The organism is Rhizobium sp. RSm-3, assembly GCF_001854685.1.
GTDB lineage: Bacteria > Pseudomonadota > Alphaproteobacteria > Rhizobiales > Rhizobiaceae > Rhizobium > Rhizobium ecuadorense.
Genome location: NZ_MAWZ01000024.1, coordinates 241095 through 266408, shown reverse-complemented (window position 1 = coordinate 266408; position 25314 = coordinate 241095). Strand labels below are relative to the sequence as shown.

Genomic DNA, 25314 nt, shown 5'->3' with positions numbered 1-25314 from the left:
GGCGGGTTACGCAAGGCAACCCGCCAACTCTTCACTTCAGATCATTCGTCACCTCAGGCGATCAATCACTCCGGTGACTCGTCACCCTATGTCGGCGACGTCACCGTTGCCGGTTCCGGTCCGGTCTGGGCCTCCTCGGTCACGGTCTCCGGCGGCTTCGTCCGCAACAGACGCAGCACGAAGACGAAGAAGACGGGAACGAAGAAGATGGCCAGAACCGTTGCCGAAATCATGCCGCCGAGCACGCCGGTGCCGATCGCATTCTGGCTGGCCGCACTTGGGCCGGTGGCGATCGCCAGCGGCACCACGCCCAAGGTGAAGGCGAGCGAGGTCATGATGATCGGCCGGAAGCGCAGGCGAGCGCCTTCGATCGCGGCATCCATCAGCGACTTCCCTTCGGCGAAACCATCCTTGGCGAATTCGACGATCAGGATGGCGTTCTTCGCCGACAGGCCGATGATCGCGATCAGGCCGACCTTGAAATAGATGTCGTTCGACATGTCGCGGCTCATCACCGCGAGCACGCAGCCGATCACCCCAAGCGGCACGACCAGCATCACCGACAGCGGGATCGACCAGCTCTCGTAGAGCCCCGACAGCAGCAGGAAGACGAAGAGGATGCTGAGGCCGAACAGGAACGGCGCCTGCGATCCCGATCTGAGTTCCTCCAGCGACTGGCCGGTCCATTCGAAACCGAAGCCATCTGGAAGCTCGGCGGCGAGCCGTTCCATCTCGGCAATCGCCGCGCCCGATAAATATCCCGGCGCCGGAGCGCCCGAAATGCGAACGGAAGGATAGCCGTTATAACCGACGATCTGTGCCGGTCCCTTCTGCCACTCGGCGACCGCGAAGGATGAGAGCGGCACCATGCCGCCGCTCGCATTGCGGACGTTGAGCTTCATCAGGTCTTCGGCCTGAAGCCTGCTCTTGTCCTGCGCCTGCACGATGACGCGCTGCATGCGGCCGGAATTCGGGAAGTCGTTGACGTAGCTCGAACCGAGATTGGCGGTGATCGTGTTGTTGATGTCGGCGAAGGCGATGCCGAAAGTGTTGGCCTTTTCGCGATCGATGACGAGCACCAGCTGAGCGGAATCCGGCATGCCTTCCGGCCGGATGCCTGATATCACAGGATTCTGCGATGCCTTGCCGAGCAGCATTCCCGCCGCCTCGGTCAGGGCCGCCTGGCCCTTTGCCCCGCGATCCTGCAGGCGAAAGGTGAAGCCGTTGGTCGTGCCGAAGCCTTCGATCGGCGGCGGCGACAGCGCGAAGGATGTCGCATCCTTCAACGCAAACAGCTGCATGTTGACGCGGTTGGAGATCTCCTGCACCGAATTGCCCGCGCCGCGTTCGGCCCAGTCCTTGAGGGTGACGAACACCAGGGCGGCATTCGGCCCCTGCCCGGAAAAGCTGAAGCCCTGGATCGCGACGACGTTCTCAACCGCCGGCTCCGTCTTGAAGATCGCCTCGATGCTTTCGAGCGAGGCGACCGTGCGGTTGCGGCTCGCCTCGGGAGGCCCCTGCACGTCGACGATCAGGAAGCCCTGGTCCTCATCCGGCACGAAGCTGCTCGGCAGGTTGACGAAGAGATAGCCGAGACCGACGACGAGCGCGACATAGACGACCATGACCCGCCAGGAGCGCTTGGCCAGTCCCTCGACAGTGCGGGCATAACGGCCGGTCAACCGGTCGAACTTGCGGTTGAACCAGCCGGCGATGCCCTTCTTCTCGTGATGGCCCTTGATCGGCTTCAGGAAAGTGGCGCAAAGCGCCGGCGTCAGCGACAGCGCCAGGAAGGCCGAAAACAGGATCGAGACGACCATGGTCAGGCTGAACTGGCGGTAAATGATGCCTGTCGAGCCGGGGAAGAACGCCATCGGCACGAAGACGCAGGACAGCACCAGCGTGATGCCGAGGATGGCGCCGGTGATCTGCCGCATCGCCTTTTTGGTCGCCTCCTTCGGCGACAGCCCTTCCACCGCCATCAGCCGCTCGACGTTTTCGACCACGACGATGGCGTCATCGACCAGAATGCCGATAGCAAGCACCATCGCGAACATCGTCAGCACGTTGATCGAGAAGCCGGCGGCAAACATCACCGCCAGCGTCCCGAGCAGCGCGACGGGCACGACCAGCGTCGGAATGATGGTGTAGCGGAAGCTCTGCAGGAAGATGAGCATGACGATGAAGACGAGGGCCACGGCTTCTGCGAGCGTATGCGCCACCTTCTCGATCGATGCCGAGACGAAGGGGCTGGTATCATAGGGAACGGAATATTCGACGCCCGCAGGGAAGAAGCGCGACAGCTCCTGCATCTTCGCCTTGACCAGATTGGACGTGTTGACGGCATTGCCGGTCGACGACAGCTGGATGGCGATGGCAGCACTCGGCTGCCCGTTCAGCCGGGTGGAGAAGCTGTAGCTTTCACTGCCCTCCTCGATCCGCGCGACGTCGCGCAGCCGGACGTTCGAGCCGTCGGCATTGGCGCGCAACACGATGTCGCCAAACTCCTTGCTGTCGGTCAGCTGCCCCTTGACCAGCACCGTCGCCGTCAGGTCCTGCGAGATCGGATTGGGGGCGGCGCCGATCTGGCCGGCCGCGACCTGAGCGTTCTGCGCCGAAATCGCCGTGCTGATATCGGATGCGGTGAGGTTCAGGCCGACCATCTTGTCGGGATCGATCCAGATTCGCATCGCCCGCTGCGAGGCAAACAGCTGCGCGCGGCCGACGCCGTCAAGACGGCGCAATTCCCCGATGACGTTTCTGTTGAGATAGTCGCCGAGCGCCACCTCGTCGGTCTTCCCGTCCGTCGATGTCAGCGAGATGAACATCAGGAATCCTGACGACGCCTCCTCAACCGTGATGCCCTGATCCCTGACGGTCTGTGGCAGCCGCGGTTCGACACGGCGGATGGCGTTCTGGACGTCGACGGAGGCCTGGTCGATGTCGGTGCCCGCCGCAAAGGTCGCGGTGATCGTCATCGCGCCCGAGGTATCGGAGGTCGATTCGAAATAGGAGAGATGTTCGACCCCGTTCAGCTCTTCCTCGACCTGGCGGGTAACGCCCTGATAGATGTCCTGCGGCGATGCGCCGGGATAGCTGGTGGTGATGCTGAGCTGCGGCGGCGCGACCTTCGGATATTGCGCCACCGGCAGGAACGGCAGCGCGATCAGGCCGGCGATGGAGATGAAGATCGCAAAGACCCAGGCAAGGATCGGGCGATCGATAAAGAAACGTGCCATCGATCTTACTCCGGCTTCCTGGCGTCACCTGAGGCGACTTCGCCGCTACGCCACTCCTCAGGCGCAACCTTGGCGCCCGGCTGCAGTTTCTGCACGCCGTCGACGACCAGGCGTTCGCCTGCGGACAGGCCGCTTTCGACCACCCATTCATTGCCGGAGGATTGACCGAGTTCGACATCGCGCGGCTGCGCCACGTCTCCCTCTTCCACGACATAGACCTGCGCCTTGCCATCGGCCGCGCGGATGACGGCGCGCTGCGGGATGAGGATCGCTTTCTCGCGGACGGCCTGCTCGATGCGGACCCTGACGTAAAGACCCGGCAGCAGATCGCCCTTGGGATTGGGGAATTCGCCGCGCAGGGTGACCTGGCCTGTCGTCGCATCGACGCTGGCGCTGCGGAAGAGCAGCTTTCCGGCTTGGCCGTAGACCGTGCCGTCGTCGAAGACCAGCTTGATGTCGGCCTTGCCCGGTTCCGTCGAGGCGAGGCTGCCGTTTTCGACCGCCCGCTTCAGCGCCAGCAACGCGCCGGAGGATTGCGTGAAGTCGGCATAGACGGGATCGATCTGCTGGATCATCGCCAGCGCATCGCCGGCATCGGCCGTCACCAGCGCACCTTCCGTCACCAGCGCGCCGCCGATGATGCCTGATATCGGCGCCCGGACGTCGGTATAGCCTAGATTGATCTTCGCTTCGTCCAGTGCCGCCTGCGCCAGCGCGACATCGGCGTCGGCCTGGGCAAGGGCGACAGCGGCCGCATCATATTCGACCCCGCTTGCGACATCGCGGTCGCGCAGCGACTTCTGGCGATCCAACTGCTGGCGCGCATTCAGCTGCGTCGCCCCGGCACGCTCGAGGCTTGCCTCGGCGCTTGCGACGCGAACCCGGAACAGGGCCGGATCGATCCGGTAGAGCACGTCGCCCTGATGAACGAGACTGCCCTGCTCGAAGACCCGCTCCTGCAGGATGCCGGAGACCCGGGCCCGCACCTCCGAAACCCGCGTCGCGGCAATGCGGCCGGGCAATTCGCTGACAACGGGAACCGGACGCGCATTCAACGTCAGCACGCTGACGGCAGCCGGCGGCATGGCGCCGCCTTCCTGAGCGTAAGCCCGCGGGCCTGCACCGAGGAACAGCGCCAGCACCAGCGCATAACGCAATGATTTCGTATGAAAAAACATGTTCACAAGCCTTCCTGACGGTCCCGCTGAGGTCCAAAAAAGCATAGCCCGCCGAAATGACGTTCGGCGGGCCTCCTGAGCCGACAGATAGTCGATCTTTTTTCGATTTTCAAGATACCTACCGGTTGGTATGATAGCTGCATCACTTTTCGAGGTGCCATAGCCCGGTGATCCCGGGAGTGATAATGATCCCCTCCGGTTTCCTCTTCGCGAATCTTATCTCGAACACAGGTCATGCATTGGTAGATAGCCCCCGCAACAGAAAGAAACAGCCGGATGTGGTGCGCCAGGCTCTCCTCGATTGCGCCACCCGGCTGGCGCTGGAGCACGGCCTGCCCGCCGTCAGCCTGCAGGCGGTCGCCAGTGCTGCCGGCGTCACCAAAGGAGGCCTGTTTCACCATTTCCCGAATAAACAAGCTCTCGTGGAGGCCGTCTTCGACGGCATGATGGAAAGCTTCGACCGCGAGATCGATGAAGAGCTGGAAAGGGATAGCGGCGGCCACGGCACGTTCACCCGCGCCTATGTCCGCACCCTGTTTGCCGACCGCGCCCTCAACAGCAGCCCGTGGTCGGCGCAAACCATGACCGTGCTTGCCGACCCCTACTCCAAGAGCCTCTGGCACAAATGGATCAATGACCGGCTCGCCAGACACGCCGGAACGGATGCGGGCACGCGGCTCGAGATCGTCCGCCTGGCGGCGGACGGGGCCTGGCTGACCCATGTTCTAAGGCCCGACGACCAAGCCGCGTCCGACGACACGGCTCTGCTGCAGGAGTTGATCGAGCTCACCACTAAGTGACGCGCAACCGGCCTGTCACCGTCCGGCGCTCGCAAACCTACGGAAAAACCCCTCCCCACAAGGGCGAGGGACTTAGATGCGGTGCCGGCGTACTCCATATCATCGTGTCATCCGCGGAACGGCCGATGTCTGCCTCAGGTGGCGCCGCGCGTTAGTCCCTCCCCCTTGTGGGGAGGGGTTGGGGAGGGGTTTTACGACTGCCGGTTCCGTATCCCTTCAGGCAGCCCGCACAGCCGCCATCGGTTTGACGTTCTGGTTCATCCGGAACAGATTGTTCGGATCGTAACGCCGCTTGATTTCGGCAAGCCGCCCGTAATTGGCGCCGTAGGCCATTTCGACCCGATCGGCCTCGTCCTCAGGCATGAAGTTGATATAGGCGGTACCGACTGCGTGCGGCTTGGTTGCTTCGAAAAGTTCCCGCGCCCAACCGGTGCAGCTTGCGTCCATCCCGGCCTCCCGCCAGCGCGCATGCACATTCATGACGAAATGCGAGTTGCGCTGCGGAAATGCGGTGGCTTCGGTCGGAATGCGGCCGGCCGCGCCGCCGACATGGCCGACGAATATCTCGCATTCCGGGCCAGGCAGCCTGCGCACGGCGTTGAGAAGAACGTCGATCGCCGCATCCGAGAGCGAGGCGAAATCCTGGCTCTTCCAGTAATTGCGCGCACCTGGCGTCAGCAGCGGATCGAATGCCTGCTGCCAGCCGGTAAACGGCACTGGGCCGACGACATCGGCAATCGGTTTTCCGATCGCCCGCAATCTTTCCGTCGCCTTTTCCCCGGCCGCGATGTCTCCGCAATAGCACATGGCGAGCACCACGATCTCCTTGCCGTGCCATTCGGCCGGAAGGAAGGGCAGCGGCGGCGCCTGGCGCATCACCACCCAGCAGGTCAGTTCATCGGGTGCGGCTTCCAGCGCCTGCCGATATTCCCTCAGCACCTTTTCCGCGTCAGCGAAGGGATGCACCACCAGTCCGGCGAGAACCTCTGTCTTGAGCGGGTTGAGCTGGAACTCGAAAGAGGTGACGACGCCGAAATTGCCGCCGCCGCCGCGCAGTGCCCAGAAGAGGTCCGGTCTTTCCGTCTCGCTCGCCTTGACCAGTTCGCCGTCGGCCGTCACCACATCGACCGAGACCAGATTGTCGATCGTCAGCCCGAATTTGCGGGTCAGCCAGCCGAAGCCGCCGCCGAGCGTCAGGCCGGCAATGCCGGTGGTGGAATTGATGCCGGTCGGCAGTACCAGCCCGAAGGCCAGCGTTTCCTGGTCGATATCGGCAAGCGTTGCCCCCGGCTCGATCCTGGCGCGGCGCGTCTCCGGGTCGACCCGCACCGATTTCATCGCCGACAGGTCGATGACGACGCCGCCCTCGCAGACGGCGTTGCCGGCAATGCCGTGGCCGCCGCCGCGCACCGAAACGAGCAGATTGTTGTCGCGTGCAAACCGCACCGCGCGCACGACATCGGCAGCCCCGGCGCAACGCGCGATAAGCCCGGGCCGACGGTCGATCATCGCATTCCAGATCGCCCGCGCCTCGTTGTAATCCATGTCTTTACTGGTCAGGAGATTACCGCGAAATCCGGCGGCAAACGCATCGATGGCCACATCATTGACCATCGTCTGCCCCTTTTGCAGGGTCGTCAGGTTCAAATTGTCCATGATTTCCTCCATGCGACCGGCGCCCCGCACCGTCGCGGCGGCATATTGCGCCTGCCGTGGTCGCCAAACAAGTTTTCAAAAAGGATTAGCTAGTTGCTCCCGCCGCGATGAGACTCCACGCAAAGAACGCATTGGGTGTGCCGTGGTTACCCCCCTCTGCCATGCCGGGCAGAGGGGGGTAACCCCACGGCACAATCTAGTCCTCGCGAAAACTTCTCCCATCCCCCATTTCCATACTGTCGCCCGTATCCGATTGATGTATGGAGGGAACTCCAGAAAAAGACGTGCACGGAGGCGGCAATGGATCACCAGGATAAATCCAAGACGGACAAGAACCTGACAAGCGGCGATCTCGACGCGCAGGCGCTGTTCTTCCACCGCTATCCCCGCCCCGGCAAGCTGGAGATCCAGGCAACCAAACCGCTGGGCAACCAGCGCGATCTGGCGCTCGCCTATTCACCCGGCGTCGCCGCCCCTTGCCTTGCCATCCGCGACAATCCTGAGATGGCGGCTGAATATACCTCGCGCGCCAATCTCGTCGCCGTCATCTCCAACGGCACCGCCGTGCTCGGCCTCGGCAATATCGGCCCGCTGGCCTCGAAGCCGGTCATGGAGGGCAAGGCCGTGCTCTTCAAGAAATTCGCCGGCATCGATGTCTTCGATATCGAGATCGACGCGGCAAGCGTCGACCAGATGGTCTCGACCGTCAGCTCACTGGAGCCGACCTTCGGCGGCATCAATCTCGAGGACATCAAGGCGCCGGAATGTTTCGAGGTCGAGCGGCGTCTGCGCGAAAAGATGAAGATCCCGGTCTTTCACGACGACCAGCACGGCACGGCGATCATCGTCGCCGCCGCGATCCTGAACGGGCTGGAACTCGCCGGCAAGGCGATCGAAAACGTCAAGATCGTCGCCTCAGGCGCGGGTGCGGCCGCCCTTGCCTGCCTCAACCTGCTGGTGACCCTCGGAGCAAAACGCGAAAATATCTGGGTCCACGATCTCGAAGGCCTCGTCTATGAGGGCCGCACCGAGCTGATGGACGAATGGAAATCCGTCTATGCCCAGAAGAGCGACACCCGCACGCTCGCCGAAAATATCGGCGGCGCCGATGTCTTCCTCGGCCTGTCGGCCGCCGGCGTGCTGAAGCCGGAACTGCTGGCGCAAATGGCCGACAAGCCGTTGATCATGGCGCTCGCCAATCCGACGCCCGAAATCATGCCGGATCTCGCCCGTGCCGCCCGCCCCGACGCGATGATCTGCACCGGCCGTTCGGATTTCGCCAACCAGGTGAACAACGTCCTCTGCTTCCCCTATATCTTCCGCGGCGCGCTCGATTGCGGCGCCGAGACGATCAATGAGGAAATGAAGATGGCCGCCGTGCGCGCCATCGCCTCGCTTGCCCGCGAGGAACCGTCCGATGTCGCCGCCCGCGCCTATTCCGGCGAGACCCCGGTCTTTGGCCCGGATTACCTGATCCCCTCGCCCTTCGACCCGCGCCTCATCCTGCGCATCGCGCCTGCCGTTGCCAGGGCCGCCGAACAGAGCGGCGTGGCGCGCCGCCCGATCCAGGATTTCGACGCCTATCTCGATCAGCTGAACCGCTTCGTCTTCCGCTCCGGCTTCGTCATGAAGCCGATCTTCGCCGCGGCCAAGGCCGCCGAGCGCAAGCGCGTCATCTTCTCCGAAGGCGAGGACGAACGCGTGCTGCGCGCCGCCCAGGTTCTGCTGGAGGAAGGCCTTGCCGACCCGATCCTGATCGGCCGCCCGCAGGTCATCGAGACGCGCCTCAAACGCTACGGCCTGCGTATCCGGCCGCTGCAGGACTTCGAGGTCATCAATCCTGAGGACGATCCGCGCTTCCGCGAATATGTCGATCTCTATTTCTCCCTCGTCGGCCGCCGCGGCGTCATCCCCGAAGCCGCCCGCACCATCGTTCGCACCAACACCACCGTCATCGGCGCGCTGGCGCTGAGGCGCGGCGAAGCCGATGCGCTGATCTGCGGCCTCGAAGGCCGCTACGAGAAGCACCTGCGCGACGTCCGCCAGATCATCGGCAAGCGCAAGGATGTCCGTGATTTCTCCGCCCTCAGCCTGATGATCTCGCAGCGCGGTGCCACCTTCTTCACCGACACCTACGTCACCTTCAACCCGAGCGCCGAGGAGGTTGCCGAGGCAACGGTGCTGGCGGCCGAGGAAATCCGCCGGTTCGGCATCACCCCGCGCGCCGCCCTCGTCTCGCACTCCAACTTCGGCTCGCGCGAATCCGAAAGCGCCACCAAGATGCGCAATGCCCTGCAGCTCGTGCGCGAGACCGCCCCCGATCTCGAAGTCGACGGCGAAATGCACGGCGAAAGCGCCATCACCGAAGAGCTGCGCAAACGCGTCATGCCTGATACGACGCTGCATGACGAGGCGAACCTGCTGGTCTTCCCGAACCTCGACGCCGCCAACATCACGCTCGGTGTGGTCAAATCGATGACGGACGGCCTGCATGTCGGCCCGATCCTGCTCGGCACCGCCCTGCCCGCCCATATCCTCGCCCCCTCGGTCACCTCCCGCGGCGTCGTCAACATGGCCGCACTCGCCGTCGTCGAGGCATCGCAGCCGGCGTAAGCCGCTTGCGGCCGAGCAACGACGCCTGAAATCGGCCAGCGCCGTATCAGCCCCGGATCGACAGGCGTCCTCTATCGGCGAGCGCGTCCGCGCGCTCGTTACCGGCAATCCCCGAATGCCCCTTGCACCAGGCAATGGTCACCTGGGCGTTTTGGGATAGCTGAAGATCGACGGCTTTCCAGATGTCCGCATTGTCGATCATTCGCCTTCGCCCCTGTCCATTCGGGCTGCTTTTCTTCCAGCCGTTATTCTTCCAGATATGTCGCCTGCTGTTGCAGCCTTTGACGGCATAGACGGAGTCGGACCAGATGGTCGCGGGTTCGCCGGTCGGTTGGCTGTTGACCCACATGGCGGCCCTGAGAACGGCGGTCAATTCCATGGAATTATTGCTGGAATCGTTGACGCCACCGAAGTCGGAGGCGATTTCCACCCCATCGCGATAAGCGACAAACGACCAGCCTCCATGCCCGGAACCGGGCTCAAAACAACCGTCCGCGAAGAGGTGAAGGCCGTGTTGGGTCTCCGAGACGCCTGATGTCGGCGCAAAGGATCGGGTCTCGTCGGGAATGCCTGTCATTTTAACCGAGTCTCGGGCGATTGCTGGATAAGATCAGGAAAATACGCTAATATTTTCTCTGAGCTTATTAAGAGAAATCCGTTAAGGGAAAACGCGCGGCCGATTGAAGTCGCATTCGACCCACCGACCGTTTGCTCATTCCGGGACGACGCCGTGAAACGCCGAAACCTGTCTCTCGCCCTTCTCCTCGCCTTCGCAGCGCCCGCCGTCGCGCAGACCAATGCCATCTGCGAGGACCTGCGCGGCCGCCTCGCCGACCTGCCGCGATCGATCGGCAATGGCAATGGCCCGGAAGCCCGCCAATATGCCAGCGCCATGGCCGAGCAGAACCTCGAACTGCGCAAGGTTCGCAACGACATGCGCAGTTACGGCTGCACCTCTGGCAGCATGGTGGTGATCGGCGGCGAGAATGCCGATTATTGCGCCGAGCTCTCACAGGCCGAAGGCCGGATGATCGACAATATCGCTTATCTCCAGGACCGTCGCAACGAGCTGACCGGCCGGAACGGCGCCGATGACGACCGCCGCGAACTGATGGCCGCGCTCGACAGCAACGGCTGCAACAGCGAGAATTTCTATGCGCCGGACGAGCGCAGCGCCGACGAGCCTGCCCCGAGCGTCGAGGAGCAGGCGATGCGTTCCGATACCTTCATTCCGCTCGGCGGCGGCGAGGAGGCCGATCCGCGCTACGGCCTGCCGCGGGCCGAGATGCTGTCGCCGGTCAGCACCATGTGCGTGCGCAGCTGCGATGGCGGTTTCTTCCCGATCAGCTCGAACGCCACCTCGGTCGATTTCGGCCGCGACGCTGAGACCTGCGCCAAGATGTGCCCGGGGATCGAGACCGAACTCTTCTATCGCGAGGTGACGAGCACGGAAGCCTCGAACATGATCTCGGTCGCAACCGGCACGCCTTACAGCGCCATGAAGAACGCCTTCGCCTACAAGAACCGCGCGCCCGGTGAAAAGAACGCCTGCGCCTGCAATCTCACCGCCTATTACGACGAGATGCGCGGCAAGCAGGCAGCAAGCCAACCGCCGCAGCAGGGCTCGATCACCACCATCCGCACCAATCCGCCGGTGAAGGCCGCCGCGACACCAGCCGCGCCGCAGACACCGGTGCCGGATCGCCCCTACGACCCCACGCAAAACAAGGTCCGCCAGGTCGGCCCGCAGTTTCTGGCCGGCGACCAGGGCTCGATCGATCTCGCCAATCCCGCCGCACCTGGCCCCCAACCGCAGCAGTAGCAGCCGCAGCAGCAGTGATTGGCTACGGCTCGTTGCGTCCCCAACCGTCGTGAAAGACGAGTTCTTCGAGCGGCAGCCGCTGCCGCCAGCCTTTGACCGATAGTTCCGGCTGGTCATAGAGCCGATCAACGAAACCGGCGCAGAGCCAGGCGACCACCTCGATATGCTCGGGTATGCCGAGAATGCTCTTCAGCTCGCCCTCGCGAAAAATGCTGACCCAGCCGATGCCGACCCCTTCGGCGCGGGCCGCCAGCCAGAGATTCTGGATGGCGCAGACCGTGGAATAGCTATCCATCCGCGGATTATGCGTACGCCCCAGCACGACGCTGCCGCTGCGGGTGGGATCGCAGGTCACGCAGATGCCGAGCGGCGCCTCGACGATGCCTTCGAGCTTGAGGGAGCGGTAGGCCTGGCGCCGCTCACCCTCGAACATCGATGCCGCTTCCTCGTTGGCCTTCGAAAAGGCATCCCGGACGCGCGCGCGCACCGTTGGGTTTTTCACCAGAATGAAATTCCACGGCTGCATGAAGCCGACAGAGGGTGCATGGTGGGCGGCCGTCAGCAGCCGCGCCACCACATCGTCGGGCAAGGGATCGGGCAGGAACTGGCTGCGAACGTCGCGCCGCGTCATGATCGCATGATAGACGGCCTCGCGTTCGGCCGAGGAAAAACCGGACGCCACTGACAGGGCATCCTCATCTAAGGGTCGCATCGTCAAATCCCCAACAACGCAACCGCCCGCCGTCCGCGCGGGTTGGGTCTATCTTGCCAGGCCGGTCTTCTGACTTGGCGTCACCCGTCTGCCGCAGCCTTCCCGGCAAAAGCCAGTGGCATGATAAAACGGCGGACGTCGGCCTTACAGCGTTGGGCACGTTCCGGTCTTGCACCGGATTCCCGATTCTCCCGCTTGAAAAGCGGGCACCTGACGGCGCATCTATTTCAGCAAACCGGCTCTGCGGCAAGCGGCCTCATGCCGCGTTCACCCGTATGTGACATCGATCGCGTGGACAGCTGCGCATCGCTCCCGTAGAACTCAACAGATCCCGACCGACGCCCATGGCGCCGCGATTTGTCTCTTTGCACCCCGGTTGCCCGTGCCCCGCTTCACGCCCATGATCCTTGCGGTCGCCCTGTTCATGGAACAGATGGATTCGACCGTGATTGCCACCAGCCTGCCGGCGATAGCCGCCGATATCGGCACATCGCCGATCGCGCTGAAGCTTGCCGTCACCAGCTATCTCGTGGCGCTGGCGATCTTCATTCCGATCAGCGGCTGGATGTCGGATCGTTTCGGTGCGCGCAACATCTTCCGCATGGCGATCTTTGTCTTCATGGTGGGTTCGGTCGCCTGCGCCTTTTCCAATTCGATCGCGGCCTTCGTCGTCTCGCGGCTGATCCAGGGGGCCGGCGGCTCGATGATGACGCCGGTCAGCCGCCTGCTGCTGGTCCGGGGAACGCCGCGCCACGAACTCGTCGATGCCATGGCGTGGCTCACCATTCCGGCGCTGATCGGCCCGATCATGGGGCCGCCGATCGGCGGCTTCCTCACCACCTATCTCAGCTGGCACTGGATCTTCTGGATCAACATCCCGATCGGGGTGCTCGGCATCATCCTCGTCACGCGTTTCCTGCCGGCGGTCGAACCGCGCAGCCCACGGCCGATGGATTTTCCGGGCTTCTTCCTTTGCGGCATCGGCTTTTCCGGCTTCGTCTTCGGCCTCTCGGTCATCAGCCTTCCCGCCGTGCCCGTCATCTACGGTTACGTCACGGTGGCGATTGGCATCCTTGCCGGCCTCCTCTATCTCCTGCATGCCCGCCGCGCGCCCTATCCGCTTCTCGATCCGAAAATGTTCCACTACCCGATGTTCCGGGCGGCGATCCTCGGCGCCTCCAATTTCCGCATGGGGCTCGGCGCCCTGCCCTTTCTGATGCCGCTGATGCTGCAGCTCGGCTTCGGCCTGACGCCGCTGCAATCGGGTTCGGTCACCTTCGTCAGCGCGCTCGGCTCGATGGGGTCGAAATTTGCCGCTTCGCGCACCTTCAATGCCTTCGGTTTCCGCACCGTCATATCGATCACCACCTTGCTGGCGGCGATCTTCCTCGGCATCAACGGGTTCTTCACCACTGAGACGCCGCTGCCGCTGATCATGGCCTGCCTGCTGATCGGCGGCCTCTTCCGCTCCATGGCCTTCTCGGGCGTCAATGCCATGGCCTTCGGCGATGTCGACGATGCCGACAGCAGCCAGGCGACCGCAATCAATGCCGTCGCCCAGCGTATCTCCATGGCGATGGGTGTGGCGATCGCCGGCGGCATCCTCGAAATTTCGAGCAGTCTTCATGGCGGCAGGCTGCTGGTTTCGGATTTCCACATCGCCTTCTTCAGCGTCTCGGCAATCTCGGCGCTCGCCTGCATCACCTTCCTGCGCCTGCCGCGCGACGCCGGCGCGGAACTGACGACACGCCGCCGTAAGCACCGCCAGGCCGAGCCGGAAGAGGCCATGGCGGAAAACAGCCCTTGATCCCGCAGGCCGCCGCTTCGGTATCCCATTCTACTTTATGATTTATTCACACATCGAAGACACACTGCGTCTGCTCGTTTTGGGTCGCAAGGGGGACATGGGTATGAGTGCTCATGCTGCGACCGCCGGCGTGGATGCCTGTATTGATAGGCTGGTCGGGACCATAGCCGACTGAGCCCGCGTTTCGAGGCCCCCGCGGCATGTTCCAATTTTTAAAAGCGATGCCTCTGACAGCCAAGCTGGCGGCGATTATCGTGGCCGTCAACCTTTGCGGCATCTCCGCCTTTGCCACCTATACGTGGATGTACGAAACCAAGGCGTTGATCGATGGCGCCAAGGCGAACTGGTCCAAGGATGTGGAGCAGTTCGCCTCTCTGGCCGCCGGCGGCGTCAAATGGGGCAAGGCGAATGCTGTTCGCGAGGCCTATTCGCTGTATCGCGACGATCCCACGCTTGACCTTGTTCAGTTTGCCGCCTTCAACGCCGAACTTGCGGCCGTCGATACATGGACGCGCGACGGCGTTGACGGTTTGCCCGCACCTGCCGATCTGGCGAAGCGCCTCAGCGCCAAACCTGAGAAAACGACGATCGATGACAGCGGAATATCTGCCGGTGTTGTGACGATCATCGCGCCGCTTCCGCTGGATAAATCAGGCAAGGCCACCGGCTACGTCGTCACCAACTGGTCGGTCGAAAAAATCGCTGCTGAGGTCAAGCAGAAAGTGCTGATCTCGCTGCTGACGCAGTTCGCGATCACCGCCATGGCCGTTGTCGCTTTCCTTCTCGCCATGCGCAGCCTCGTCGGCCGCCCGCTCAGAATTCTCAGCGCGCGGATTAGCGCCTTGCAGAAAGGCGATCTGGCCTCTCCCGTCACCTACCGGGAAAATGGCGATGAGATCGGTTTCCTGGCGCGTGCCCTGGAAGTTTTCCGTAACGAGGCGATTGCCAAGATCGAAAGAGAGCAGGCCGCTGCCGAGCAGAGCGCCTCGTTCGATGCCGAACGGGCACGCAACGCATTGTTGACGGAAGAGACCAGCAACGCTCAGCGCCTGGTCATGACAGCGCTCGCAAATGAACTGGAAAAGCTCGCCGCCGGCGACTTTTCGATACAGCTCGCCGATCTCGGTCCTGAATTCGATAAATTGCGGCAGGATTTCAACAACATGGTCCACGCGGTCGCAGCCGCGCTGACCGAGATCAAGACCGCCTCCGTCGCGGTTGAAGGCGGCTCTAGCGAGCTGGCATCCTCCGCCGATCAGCTCGCCAGGCGGACAGAGCAACAGGCAGCCGCTCTGGAACAGACCGCCGCGGCACTCGATGAGGTGACCACGACAGTCAGAACATCGTCGCAGCGGGCCGAAAATGCCGGCAAGCTGGTCGAGGAAACGAAGCGCAGCGCCCATGTCTCGGCGACCGTGGTACGCGATGCGATCGGGGCGATGGACCGGATCCAGACCTCATCGAGCCAGATCGGCCGCATTATCGGCGTCATCGATGAAATCGCGTTCCAGACGAACCTGCTGGCGTTGAACGCCGGCGTCGAGGCGGCGCGCGCCGGCGAAGCCGGCAAGGGTTTTGCGGTCGTCGCGCAGGAAGTGCGCGAACTCGCCCAGCGCTCCGCTAATGCGGCAAAGGAAATCAAGAATCTGATCAATGTCTCCGGCCAGGAAGTGGCGGCCGGCGTCGGGCTGGTGAACGAAACCGGCGATGCCCTCTTGAAGATCGAGGAGCAGATCAACCGCATCAGCGACAGCATCGCTTCGATCGTCCAGTCCTATCGCGAACAGGCGACCGGCCTGCAGGAAATCAACGGCGCCATCAATCAGATGGACCAGGCCACGCAGCAGAATGCAGCAATGGTCGAGGAGACCAACGCCGCCTGCCAGGAGCTGCGCACGCAGGGACGCCTTCTGCAGGACTCGGCCGGCCGGTTCACTGTCGGCGCCTCTGCCGCCAGCCAGCCCAAACCCGCTCAGCTCGTTCGTCAATCTCACCCCGAACCCAGAGCCTTGGTGCAGCGGCATGCAGGAAATGCCGCCGTTGCCGCTGCTCCCGGTGCCTGGGAGGAGTTCTGACCTCGTCTTAGTTCGATAAGCTTTATTCCTCAGCACCCATAATCAGGAAGGGAACAGTTATGAAGAAAGTTGTGTCCGCATTTCTTTTGGCCTGCACCGCAATTGCCGTGCCGACGGGCGTATCCATGGCGCAGGATGCGAAACTCGCCCCGATCTCCGACTACGTCACAAGCGATATAAAGCCATGGCTTAACGACCCGGTCATCATCGAGGCCATCAAGGCGCAGAATACCGCAAACGCCAATCTGGGCCAGGCCGATATCGACGCTCTCGACAAGAAGTGGCGCGCCGAGGTCGATGGTTCCGACCATTCGATGATCGACGGCGTGCTTGGCAATGCGTTGTCGAAATTCCTTCAGGAAAAGAAAGAGGCTTCCGGCGGCAAGATTGCCGAGATCTTCGTCATGGATGCAAAGGGGCTGAATGTCGGCCAAAGCGATCCCACCTCCGACTACTGGCAGGGCGATGAAGGCAAGTTCCAGAAATCCTTCGGCGCCGGCAAGGACGCCGTCTTCGTCGATGAGATCGAAAAGGACGAATCGACTCAGACGCTGCAGTCGCAGGCAAGCGTCACCATATCGGACGATAAGGGAACACCGATCGGCGCCATCACCGTCGGCGTGAACGTCGACGCCCTCTGATCTCAGGTTCTGCGTTCATATCGCCCAGAAGCCACGCGCTTTTGGGCGATATGCTTTTTGTCTCCTTTCGATAGCGATTGGTGATCCCGCAGGAGCCGGATTTTCAAGCCGCAAATTCTGCGTGACAACGGGCTGCTGCAACGCTACATACGCCTGATGTCGACCACTTCGATCTACGCCTCGCGATTTTATTGGTACCGCTACTCTCAGCGGATGCGGGTCTATGCGTAACTGAAGTCGACGCGACGACAACCCGAACAGCCGCTAGTCTACCTGGCGGCTTTTTTTGTTCCGCACGGTATGACCAAACAGGAGCCATACCGTGTCCGATACCATTGACGATCTCCGTATCCTCGAGATCACCCCGCTGACCAAACCCGCCGATATCATCGCGGAAATCCCCCGAACCGTTGCCGTCAGCGAGACGGTGACCAGCAACCGCCATGCAATCCATAGGATTCTCGAGGGAGAAGACGACCGCCTGATCGTCGTCATCGGCCCCTGCTCCATCCATGATCCTGCTGCGGCACGCGAATATGCCGAGCGGCTTCGGGAACAGCGGCAGCGCTTCTCCAGCGATCTCGAAATCGTCATGCGCGTCTATTTCGAAAAGCCCCGCACCACGGTCGGCTGGAAGGGCTTGATCAACGACCCGCATCTCGATGGCAGCTACCGCATCGAGGAAGGGCTTCGGATTGCCAGGCGCCTGCTGCTCGACGTCAATGCCATGGGTCTTCCCGCCGGTGTCGAATTCCTCGAGACGATCACGCCGCAATACATTGCCGACCTCGTCAGCTGGGGCGCGATCGGCGCACGCACGACCGAAAGCCAGATCCATCGCCAGCTCGCCTCCGGCCTCTCCTGCCCGATCGGTTTCAAGAACGGCACTGACGGCGGCGTCCGTGTTGCGCTCGACGCTATCCTGGCCGCCTCGCAGCCGCATCACTTCCCCGCCGTCACCAAGGACGGACAGGCGGCCATCGCGTCGACGAGGGGCAATGAGGACTGCCACATCATCCTGCGCGGCGGCAAACAGCCGAACTATGAAGCGGCCGACGTGGAAGCTGTGGTCGGTGAGGCCGTCAAGCTTGGCGTAACCCCGCGCATCCTGATCGACGCCAGCCATGCCAACAGCAGCAAGGATCCGATGAACCAGCCGCGCGTCGTCAAATCCGTAGCCGCGCAGATCGCCTCCGGCAATCGCCACATCAAGGGCATGATGATCGAGAGCAACCTCGTCGCCGGCCGCCAGGATCTCGTCCCCGGCAAACAGCTGGTCTACGGCCAGTCCATCACCGACGGCTGCATCGACTGGGATATGTCGGTGGCGACGCTGGAAGACCTAGCTCAATCCGCCCGCGAACGGCGCAAGGCAGCGGCTGTCTAAGCGACTGGAAAATAGCGCACATAGGCAAACTCGTCACCGTCTGGTGACCAGCAGGGCACGTTGATCGTGCCCTGCCCGCCGAACAGCTCGAACAGCGTCTTCAGATTGCCGCCATCCATATCCATCAGCCGCAGCCGCACGTCGAGATCGCGCGGGTGGTCGAAAACCGAGGGGTCGTAGGACAGGATCAGCACCTTGTCGTTCTGGGGCGATGGATGGGCGAACCAGTTGCCCTGATTGTCCGAGGTCACCTGTTCGAGGCCGGTGCCATCGGGATGGATGCGCCAGATCTGCATCAGCCCGGTGCGGCTGGAGTTGAAGTAGATCCATTGCCCGTCGGCAGAATAATCCGGCCCGTCATTGCGGCCCTCGCCATGCGTCAGCCGCGTCTCGGCGCCGCCGTCGACGGAGATCGTATAGATGTCGAAGAGGTCATCGCGGATGCCGCAATAGGCAAGCTGGCGGCCATCCGGCGACCAGCCGTGCCAATAGGAGGGCTGATTTTCCGTAACGAGCCGCGGCGTGCCGCCCTCGATCGGCAGGACATAGATCGTCGACTTGCCGAATTCGGTCTTGTCGGAGATGACGATCTTGGTGCCGTCGGGCGAAATACCGTGATCATTGTTGCAGTTGACGGCAAAGCCGGTATCGACCTTGCTGACTTCGCCGCCATTGAGCGGCAGCCGGTAGAGCAGCCCGTCGCCGTTCAAAAGCAGGTAGGAACCGTCAGGCGCGAAGTTCGGCGCCTCCACGAGCATGTCCGTCTGCCAGACCTCGCGGGCTCTGCCCTTCCTGACATTGTAGATCTCGACCGAGCTGCGCATGTTTCCTCCCGATATTCCGATCGCGCCAGTGATCCCGATCGCTTCTGTGATCCCGATCGCGCCAGTGATCCCGATCGCGCCAGTGATCCCGATCGTTTCAGTCCCGATCCCGGAAACGGTTGGTGATCGGATAGCGCCGGTCGCGCCCGAAATTCTTCTTGGTGATCTTCACGCCCGGCGCCGATTGCCGCCGCTTATATTCGGCGAGATAGAGCAGGTGCTCGATACGATGGACGGTCGCCACGTCATGGCCGCGCGCGACGATCTCTTCGACCGCCATCTCCTTTTCCACCAGGCATTCGAGAATATCGTCGAGGATGGGATAGGGCGGCAGCGAATCCTGATCCTTCTGGTCGGGGCGCAGTTCGGCCGACGGCGCCTTGTCGATGATATTGTTCGGGATCACCTCGCCGGACGGCCCCAGCGCACTCGGCGGCACATTCTCGTTGCGCCAGCGGGCCAGCGCATAGACCTGCATCTTGTAGAGGTCCTTGATCGGATTGAAGCCGCCATTCATGTCGCCGTAAAGCGTGGCGTAACCCACCGACATTTCCGACTTATTACCCGTCGTCACCACCATCGAGCCGAACTTGTTGGAGATCGCCATCAGAATGACGCCGCGCGCCCGGCTCTGCAGGTTTTCCTCGGTGATGCCGCTGTCCGTGCCCGCGAAGAGATCGGACAGCGCATTGCTGAAGCCCGTCACCGGTTGCTCGATCGGCACGATGTCGTAACGGCAGCCGAGCGCCTTTGCGCAATCGGCCGCATCTTTCAGCGAGTCTTCCGATGTGTACCGGTAGGGCAGCATGACGGTGCGCACTCGCTCCTCGCCCAGCGCATCGACGGCGATTGCCGTGCAGATCGCCGAGTCGATGCCGCCGGAAAGGCCGAGCACCACCGTCTTGAAGCCGTTCTTGTTGACGTAGTCGCGGAAGCCGAGCAGGCAGGCGCGGTAGTCGGCCTCCTCGCCTTCAGGAATATGCGCCATCGGACCTTCGGCGCAGTGCCAGCCGGCCTCACCGCGTTTCCATGTCGTCACCGCCAGCGCCGTCTCGAACTGGCTCATCTGGAAGGCCAGCGACTTGTCGGCATTGAAGGCGAAACTCGCGCCGTCGAACACCAGTTCGTCCTGGCCGCCAAGCTGGGCGGCATAGACCAGCGGCAGGCCGGTTTCGATCACCTGCTTCAACACCACCTGATGGCGGATATCGACCTTGCCGCGATAATAGGGCGAACCGTTCGGCGACAGCAGAATCTCGGCTCCGCTTTCGGCCAGCGTCTCGCAGACGCCAAGATCGCCCCAGATATCTTCGCAGATCGGAATGCCGATGCGCACGCCGCGGAAATTCACCGGCCCCGGCATGGCGCCCTGGTTGAAGACGCGCTTCTCGTCGAACTCGCCGTAGTTCGGCAGGTCGATCTTGTCGCGCACCGCGATCACCTTGCCGCCGTCGAGCACGGCGACGGAATTATAACGTCCCGTCTCGTCCTGACGGGGAAACCCGATGAGAACGCCCGGCCCGCCATCGGCGGTATCGGCCGCAAGGCTCTCCACCGCTTTCCAGCAGGCGCGGATGAAGGCCGGCTTCAGCACCAGATCTTCAGGCGGATAGCCGGAAATGAAAAGCTCGGTCAGGACGAGCAGATGCGCGCCTTCGCGAGCCGCATCGGCGCGCGCTTCGCGTGCCTTGACGAGATTGCCGGCGACATCGCCGACTGTCGGATTGAGCTGCCCGATGGCAATGCGGAAGATATCAGAAAGAGCGTTTTCCTGTGTCATGTCATTTAATTAGCCTGCACCTTCCGCAACCGCAACATGTCCCGCGGCAAAAGCCGCGCCTAGCGGTGACGAAATTTTTGTGAACGGACACGCCGCAGCCTCGCGGCATGGACACGCATTGCAATTTGGCGGAGGAACGGAATACTGCCCGAAACGCGACTGCATCGATAACGGGCACCGGAAACAGGCCATGTCTAATCTTTCGAACTTCATGCACCATCATTTCGACAAGCCGGCCGACGAACTCGGCGACATCGAAAAACGCGTGCTGGCGAAGGCGCACGCGCGCAAGGTCATCTCGACCGATATCAACGCCGCTCTTTCCGCCGAGGCCTCGTTCGGCGAGCGTGTCGCCGATGGAATCGCCCGCGTCGGCGGTTCCTGGTCGTTCATCCTCGCCTTCCTGGCCTTCCTTGTCGTCTGGACGCTGATCAACACCATCATCCTGGCAACAGGCGCTTTCGACCCCTACCCCTTTGTTTTCCTCAACCTGATCCTGTCGATGCTCGCCGCCATCCAGGCGCCGATCATCATGATGTCGCAGAACCGCCAGGCCGAACGTGACCGCTTCGAGGCCGCCAAGGATTACGAAGTCAATCTCAAGGCCGAACTCGAGGTGCTCTCCCTGCACCAGAAGATCGACATGCGCGTGCTGACCGAACTGACGGCGCTTCGCGAGGACGTCGCCCGCCTCAGCGCCGAGCTTGCCGCCAGGGGCTAAACGGGAAACCTGTCATATTGCGGCAGGCCATCCGTGATCTCATAGAAATCGCCCTTGTCGGCGCAGTAGATGTGATGGCTGAAGGCAAGGCCGCTCGGCTCGTCGAAGCTTCCGGCCATGACGGAAATCTCCGGCGATTGGTCGCCCTGCCAGAACAGCGCCGAACCGCAATTCGAGCAGAAGCCGCGCTGGGCTTCGGGGCTCGACCGATACCAGCGGATCGCGCCTGCATCTTCCACCGAAAGAGCCGCACGAGGCACGTTGACCGCCGCATAATAAAACCCTGTCTGCCGGCGGCATTGCGAGCAATGGCAGCCGACGACGGGTCCGGGCTTTGCCCCGATTGAATAACGCACGGCGCCGCAAAGACAGCCGCCTGTATGCCGTTCGGTCATGATCGCTCTCCCCTTTTTGACTGGAAATTGCCGCCGATCGCGCCTGCCGTCAAATCCATTCCGTTCAACAAAATCATCAGAAATCTTGAAGGCCGCAGGCCTTGCCGATGCTCGGCTGCTGCGGTCATCGCTGTTGCTTGTCGACAACAGCCGTCCCTCTCGTCCCCTCCCGGCATTGAATCCGTCGCGGTTGTCGGCGATACTGCGGCTCCAATTTCGTTCGTCCCCGGGAGACTGATATGAGAGCGACCCTGTCCAAACAGAAAGGAAACATCGCCCACAGGGACATTCTGCCTCATGAATATTCGGTTCTCCCGCGCGAGGAAAAGCTCGCGACGCCATAACGCCTTCCTGAAATTATTCCTGCAAGGCCCCACCGTCGACCGCGGCCGACGCTGGTCGCGCATGCGAAAATTTCTCTCCTATTATCGCCCGCATCTGCCCTTGCTGCTGGCGGATCTGCTATGCGCCATCCTTGTCGCCGGCACGGCGCTCGCGCTGCCGCTCTGCGCCAATATCGTCACCAGCCGCCTTCTGGATCTGCCCGACGCCCCTGAGGCCTTTGCCCAAATCCTCGGGATGGGCGGCGTCATGCTGGCCGTCCTGGTGGTCCAGATCGCCGCCATCTTCTTCGTCGATTATCGCGGCCACGTCATGGGCGCCCGCATCGAGGCGACGGTCCGGCAGGAACTGTTCGAGCACTGCCAGAGGCTCTCGTTCAGCTTCTACGACCGCCAGCGCACCGGCCAGCTGATGAGCCGCATCACCAATGATTCCCTGTGGCTGGGGGAGCTCTTCCATCACGGTCCCGAGGACTTTTCCATCGCCGTGCTGAAATATGGCGGCGCCATGCTGGTGCTGTTCTTCATCGATCCGCCGCTGGCCGGCCTCATTCTGCTGCTGACGCCTGTCGCGGTGATCTATGCGCTCTATTTCAACCGGCGCATGAACCGCGCGCTGGAAGCCAGCAAGCACCAGATCGCCGCGGTCAACGAGCGCGTCGAGGATGCGCTGGCCGGCATCCGCGTCGTCCAGTCCTTCGCCAACGAGGCGCTGGAAAGGGAACGCTTTGCCGAGCAGAACCGGCGCTTCCTGCAGAGCCGCGCCGAAGGCTACCGCAGCGAGGCGTGGTTTTCGGTGGGCACCGAAACCTTCGCCCAGCTCGTCACCATATTGGTGATCGTCGTCGGCGGCTTACGCATCCTGGCGGCGGAACTGACCGTCCCGGATATGCTGACCTTCCTGCTCTGCGTTGCCGTGCCGGTCGATCCCGTCCAGCGGCTCGCCAATTTCGTGCGTCTCTGGCAGGAGGGCTATACCGGCTTCATCAGGGCCATGGAGATCCTGGAGATCGACCCCGATATCACCGATCGGCCGGCCGCCCGGCCGATGCCGGCGCCAAAGGGGGAGATCAGTTTCTCTAATGTCGCCTTCGGCTACGAGGCCGATGGCCCGCGCGTGCTGGAGCGGCTTTCCCTTACCATTGCGCCCGGCGAGTTCGTTGCCCTCGTCGGTCCTTCAGGGGTCGGCAAGAGCACGCTTTGTGCGCTCATACCGCGCTTCTACGATGTCGAGGCCGGAGCGATCCGCATCGACGGCACCGATATAAGAGATGTGACGCTGGCCTCGCTCCGGCGCCATGTCGGGGTGGTGCAGCAGGATGTCTATCTCTTTGCCGGCACCGTGGCGGAGAACCTGCGCTACGGCAGGCCCGACGCCAGCGATGCGGAGCTGGAGGCGGCGGCCCGCGCCGCCAATGCGCACGATTTCATCATGGCCCTGCCGCAAGGGTATGACACCGATATCGGCCAGCGCGGCGTCAAGCTCTCCGGCGGCCAGCGCCAGCGCGTCACCATCGCCCGCGCCTTCCTCAAGGATCCGGAGATCCTGATCTTCGACGAGGCGACCAGCGCGCTCGACAACGAAAGCGAAAGGGCGGTGCAGCAGGCGCTGCTCAGCCTCGCGAATGGCCGGACCACCCTGGTCATCGCCCATCGCCTGTCGACCGTCCGCCATGCCGACCGCATCCTGGTGCTGACGGCTGACGGCATCGTCGAACAGGGCACGCATGAGGAGCTGATGGCGCAGGATGGCGTTTACGCCAACCTGCACAGCGTCCAGGCCAGCATCTGAGCGAGCGGCCAGCTCCACAGCAATAAAAAACCCGGCTCGCGCCGGGTTTTTGTCGTCCGTTGTGTAAAGATCTCAGCCGTTGGCGACCATGCGCTTTTCGTCGCGGCCGCCCTTCATGCGCTCGGCAAGCAGGAAGGCGAGTTCGAGTGCCTGGTCGGAGTTGAGGCGCGGGTCGCAATGCGTGTGGTAGCGATCCTGCAGGTCGTCGGCGGTAACGGCGCGGGCGCCGCCGGTGCATTCCGTCACGTCCTTGCCGGTCATTTCGACATGGATGCCGCCGGGATGCGTGCCTTCGGCACGGTGGATCTGGAAGAAGCTTTCGACTTCCGACAGGATCCGCTCGAAGGGACGGGTCTTGTAGTTGTTGAGCGTGATCGTGTTGCCGTGCATCGGGTCGCAGGACCAGACGACCTTGCGGCCCTCGCGCTCGACGGCGCGGATCAGCCGCGGCAGGTTTTCAGCGACCTTCTCATGGCCGAAGCGGCAGATCAGCGTCAGGCGCCCGGCTTCGTTGGCCGGGTTCAGAATGTCGATCAGCTGCAAGAGATCGTCGGCCTGCAGCGACGGGCCGCATTTCAGGCCGATCGGGTTCTTGATGCCGCGGCAATATTCGATATGCGCATGGTCGGCCTGGCGCGTGCGGTCACCGATCCAGATCATGTGACCCGATGTGGCATACCAGTCGCCCGACGTGGAATCGACGCGGGTCAGCGCTTCCTCGTAGCCAAGCAACAGCGCCTCATGGCTGGTAAAGAAATCGGTCTCGCGCAGGCTCGGATGGTTTTCCGAGGTGATGCCGATCGCCTTCATGAAATCCATGGTTTCGCTGATGCGGTCGGCAAGCTTGCGGTAGCGCTCGCCCTGCGGGCTGTCCTTGACGAAGCCGAGCATCCACTGATGGACGTTTTCGAGGTTGGCGTAGCCGCCCATCGCGAAGGCGCGCAGAAGGTTCAGCGTCGCGGCCGACTGACGATAGGCCATGGCCTGACGTTCCGGGTTCGGGATGCGCGACTCTTCGGTGAATTCGATGCCGTTGATGATGTCGCCGCGATAGGCCGGCAGCGTCACGTCGCCCAGCTTCTCGACGTTCGAGGAACGCGGCTTGGCGAACTGGCCGGCGATGCGGCCGACCTTGACGACCGGCAGTTGCGCGCCGAAGGTCAGCACGACGGCCATCTGCAGGAAGGCGCGGAAGAAGTCGCGGATATTGTCGGCGCCGTGTTCGGCGAAGCTCTCGGCGCAGTCACCACCCTGCAACAGGAAGCCGTTGCCCTCGGCGACATTGGCGAGATGCTTCTTCAGGCGGCGCGCCTCGCCGGCAAAAACCAGCGGCGGATAGCTGGCGAGCGTGGCCTCCGTTGCCGCCAAAGCGGCTGCATCCGGATATTCGGGAACCTGCAGGATCGGTTTCTGCCGCCAGCTGCTCGGTGTCCAATTCTCTGCCATGTCACTCACCTCATTCACATCCATCCCTGGGATGCACCTATCCTTGATTGCGGCGGCTTATAGACCTTTAGACCGGGCTTGCAAA

18 protein-coding genes and 1 riboswitch are annotated in these 25314 nt (G+C 62.7%); of the genes, 9 read left to right on the top strand and 9 right to left on the bottom strand.

What is annotated here, in order from left to right; all coding sequences use genetic code 11:
* Positions 1-86 precede the first annotated feature (86 nt).
* Together BBJ66_RS20315 and BBJ66_RS20310 are read right to left on the bottom strand one after the other, a co-directional pair.
* Positions 87-3239 carry an efflux RND transporter permease subunit gene (locus BBJ66_RS20315; protein ID WP_071089247.1) on the bottom strand — a complete coding sequence of 1051 codons (3153 nt, stop codon included), beginning with the start codon at positions 3237-3239 and terminating at the stop codon, positions 87-89.
* A gap of 5 nt (positions 3240-3244) precedes the next feature.
* The gene (locus BBJ66_RS20310; RefSeq protein ID WP_184345535.1) at positions 3245-4462 is read right to left on the bottom strand and encodes an efflux RND transporter periplasmic adaptor subunit; all 1218 of its coding nucleotides are present in this window, start codon (positions 4460-4462) and stop codon (positions 3245-3247) included.
* 194 nt (positions 4463-4656) lie between these two features.
* Here BBJ66_RS20310 and BBJ66_RS20305 point away from each other — a divergent pair, with 194 nt between their 5' ends.
* A complete protein-coding gene (locus BBJ66_RS20305; RefSeq protein WP_049732047.1) occupies positions 4657-5217 on the top strand; it encodes a TetR/AcrR family transcriptional regulator in 561 nt (186 codons plus the stop codon).
* Between the two features lie 216 nt (positions 5218-5433).
* Here the strand turns inward: BBJ66_RS20305 and BBJ66_RS20300 are convergent, their stop codons facing one another.
* On the bottom strand, positions 5434-6873 hold the full coding sequence (locus BBJ66_RS20300; protein ID WP_049732002.1) for an FAD-binding oxidoreductase: 1440 nt from the start codon (positions 6871-6873) through the stop codon (positions 5434-5436).
* 300 nt (positions 6874-7173) lie between these two features.
* Between BBJ66_RS20300 and BBJ66_RS20295 the strand changes: the two genes are divergently transcribed.
* On the top strand, positions 7174-9486 hold the full coding sequence (locus BBJ66_RS20295; RefSeq protein WP_071089243.1) for an NADP-dependent malic enzyme: 2313 nt from the start codon (positions 7174-7176) through the stop codon (positions 9484-9486).
* A 46-nt stretch (positions 9487-9532) separates the two neighbouring features.
* On the opposite strand, the gene BBJ66_RS20290 is transcribed toward BBJ66_RS20295, so the two are convergent.
* The gene (locus BBJ66_RS20290) at positions 9533-10063 is read right to left on the bottom strand and encodes a ribonuclease H family protein (protein ID WP_071089241.1); all 531 of its coding nucleotides are present in this window, start codon (positions 10061-10063) and stop codon (positions 9533-9535) included.
* A 153-nt stretch (positions 10064-10216) separates the two neighbouring features.
* Between BBJ66_RS20290 and BBJ66_RS20285 the strand changes: the two genes are divergently transcribed.
* The gene (locus tag BBJ66_RS20285; RefSeq protein ID WP_049731999.1) at positions 10217-11308 is read left to right on the top strand and encodes a DUF2865 domain-containing protein; all 1092 of its coding nucleotides are present in this window, start codon (positions 10217-10219) and stop codon (positions 11306-11308) included.
* A 22-nt stretch (positions 11309-11330) separates the two neighbouring features.
* Here the strand turns inward: BBJ66_RS20285 and bluB are convergent, their stop codons facing one another.
* Positions 11331-12020 carry a 5,6-dimethylbenzimidazole synthase gene (bluB, locus tag BBJ66_RS20280; protein ID WP_071089239.1) on the bottom strand — a complete coding sequence of 230 codons (690 nt, stop codon included), beginning with the start codon at positions 12018-12020 and terminating at the stop codon, positions 11331-11333.
* A gap of 42 nt (positions 12021-12062) precedes the next feature.
* Positions 12063-12249, bottom strand: a riboswitch (cobalamin riboswitch).
* Between the two features lie 171 nt (positions 12250-12420).
* Between bluB and BBJ66_RS20275 the strand changes: the two genes are divergently transcribed.
* The 4 genes from BBJ66_RS20275 to BBJ66_RS20260 all read left to right on the top strand — a co-directional run bounded on the left by BBJ66_RS20275 (position 12421) and on the right by BBJ66_RS20260 (position 17930).
* Positions 12421-13827, top strand: coding sequence for an MFS transporter (locus BBJ66_RS20275; RefSeq protein WP_071089237.1), 1407 nt, complete (start codon positions 12421-12423; stop codon positions 13825-13827).
* A 200-nt stretch (positions 13828-14027) separates the two neighbouring features.
* Entirely contained in the window at positions 14028-15902 is a 1875-nt protein-coding gene (locus tag BBJ66_RS20270; protein ID WP_071089235.1) for a methyl-accepting chemotaxis protein, read from the top strand.
* Between the two features lie 59 nt (positions 15903-15961).
* Positions 15962-16543 carry a hypothetical protein gene (locus tag BBJ66_RS20265; protein WP_071089233.1) on the top strand — a complete coding sequence of 194 codons (582 nt, stop codon included), beginning with the start codon at positions 15962-15964 and terminating at the stop codon, positions 16541-16543.
* 322 nt (positions 16544-16865) lie between these two features.
* Positions 16866-17930, top strand: coding sequence for a 3-deoxy-7-phosphoheptulonate synthase (locus BBJ66_RS20260; RefSeq protein WP_071089231.1), 1065 nt, complete (start codon positions 16866-16868; stop codon positions 17928-17930).
* Here BBJ66_RS20260 and BBJ66_RS20255 read toward each other — a convergent pair.
* Both BBJ66_RS20255 and BBJ66_RS20250 read right to left on the bottom strand, forming a co-directional pair.
* Positions 17927-18754 carry a TolB family protein gene (locus BBJ66_RS20255; RefSeq protein WP_071089230.1) on the bottom strand — a complete coding sequence of 276 codons (828 nt, stop codon included), beginning with the start codon at positions 18752-18754 and terminating at the stop codon, positions 17927-17929. The genes BBJ66_RS20260 and BBJ66_RS20255 overlap by 4 nt on opposite strands.
* Positions 18755-18851: 97 nt before the next feature.
* Positions 18852-20534 carry an NAD+ synthase gene (locus BBJ66_RS20250; protein WP_071089228.1) on the bottom strand — a complete coding sequence of 561 codons (1683 nt, stop codon included), beginning with the start codon at positions 20532-20534 and terminating at the stop codon, positions 18852-18854.
* 190 nt (positions 20535-20724) lie between these two features.
* On the opposite strand from BBJ66_RS20250, the gene BBJ66_RS20245 reads away from it, so the two are divergent.
* Positions 20725-21255, top strand: coding sequence for a DUF1003 domain-containing protein (locus BBJ66_RS20245; protein WP_049731991.1), 531 nt, complete (start codon positions 20725-20727; stop codon positions 21253-21255).
* Here BBJ66_RS20245 and BBJ66_RS20240 read toward each other — a convergent pair.
* Positions 21252-21650, bottom strand: a complete 399-nt coding sequence (locus BBJ66_RS20240) for a GFA family protein (protein WP_071089226.1) — start codon at positions 21648-21650, stop codon at positions 21252-21254. The genes BBJ66_RS20245 and BBJ66_RS20240 overlap by 4 nt on opposite strands.
* A 297-nt stretch (positions 21651-21947) precedes the next feature.
* On the opposite strand from BBJ66_RS20240, the gene BBJ66_RS20235 reads away from it, so the two are divergent.
* Positions 21948-23783, top strand: coding sequence for an ABC transporter ATP-binding protein (locus tag BBJ66_RS20235; protein ID WP_071089224.1), 1836 nt, complete (start codon positions 21948-21950; stop codon positions 23781-23783).
* 72 nt (positions 23784-23855) lie between these two features.
* On the opposite strand, the gene BBJ66_RS20230 is transcribed toward BBJ66_RS20235, so the two are convergent.
* Entirely contained in the window at positions 23856-25229 is a 1374-nt protein-coding gene (locus BBJ66_RS20230) for a class II 3-deoxy-7-phosphoheptulonate synthase (protein WP_049731988.1), read from the bottom strand.
* Positions 25230-25314 lie beyond the last annotated feature (85 nt).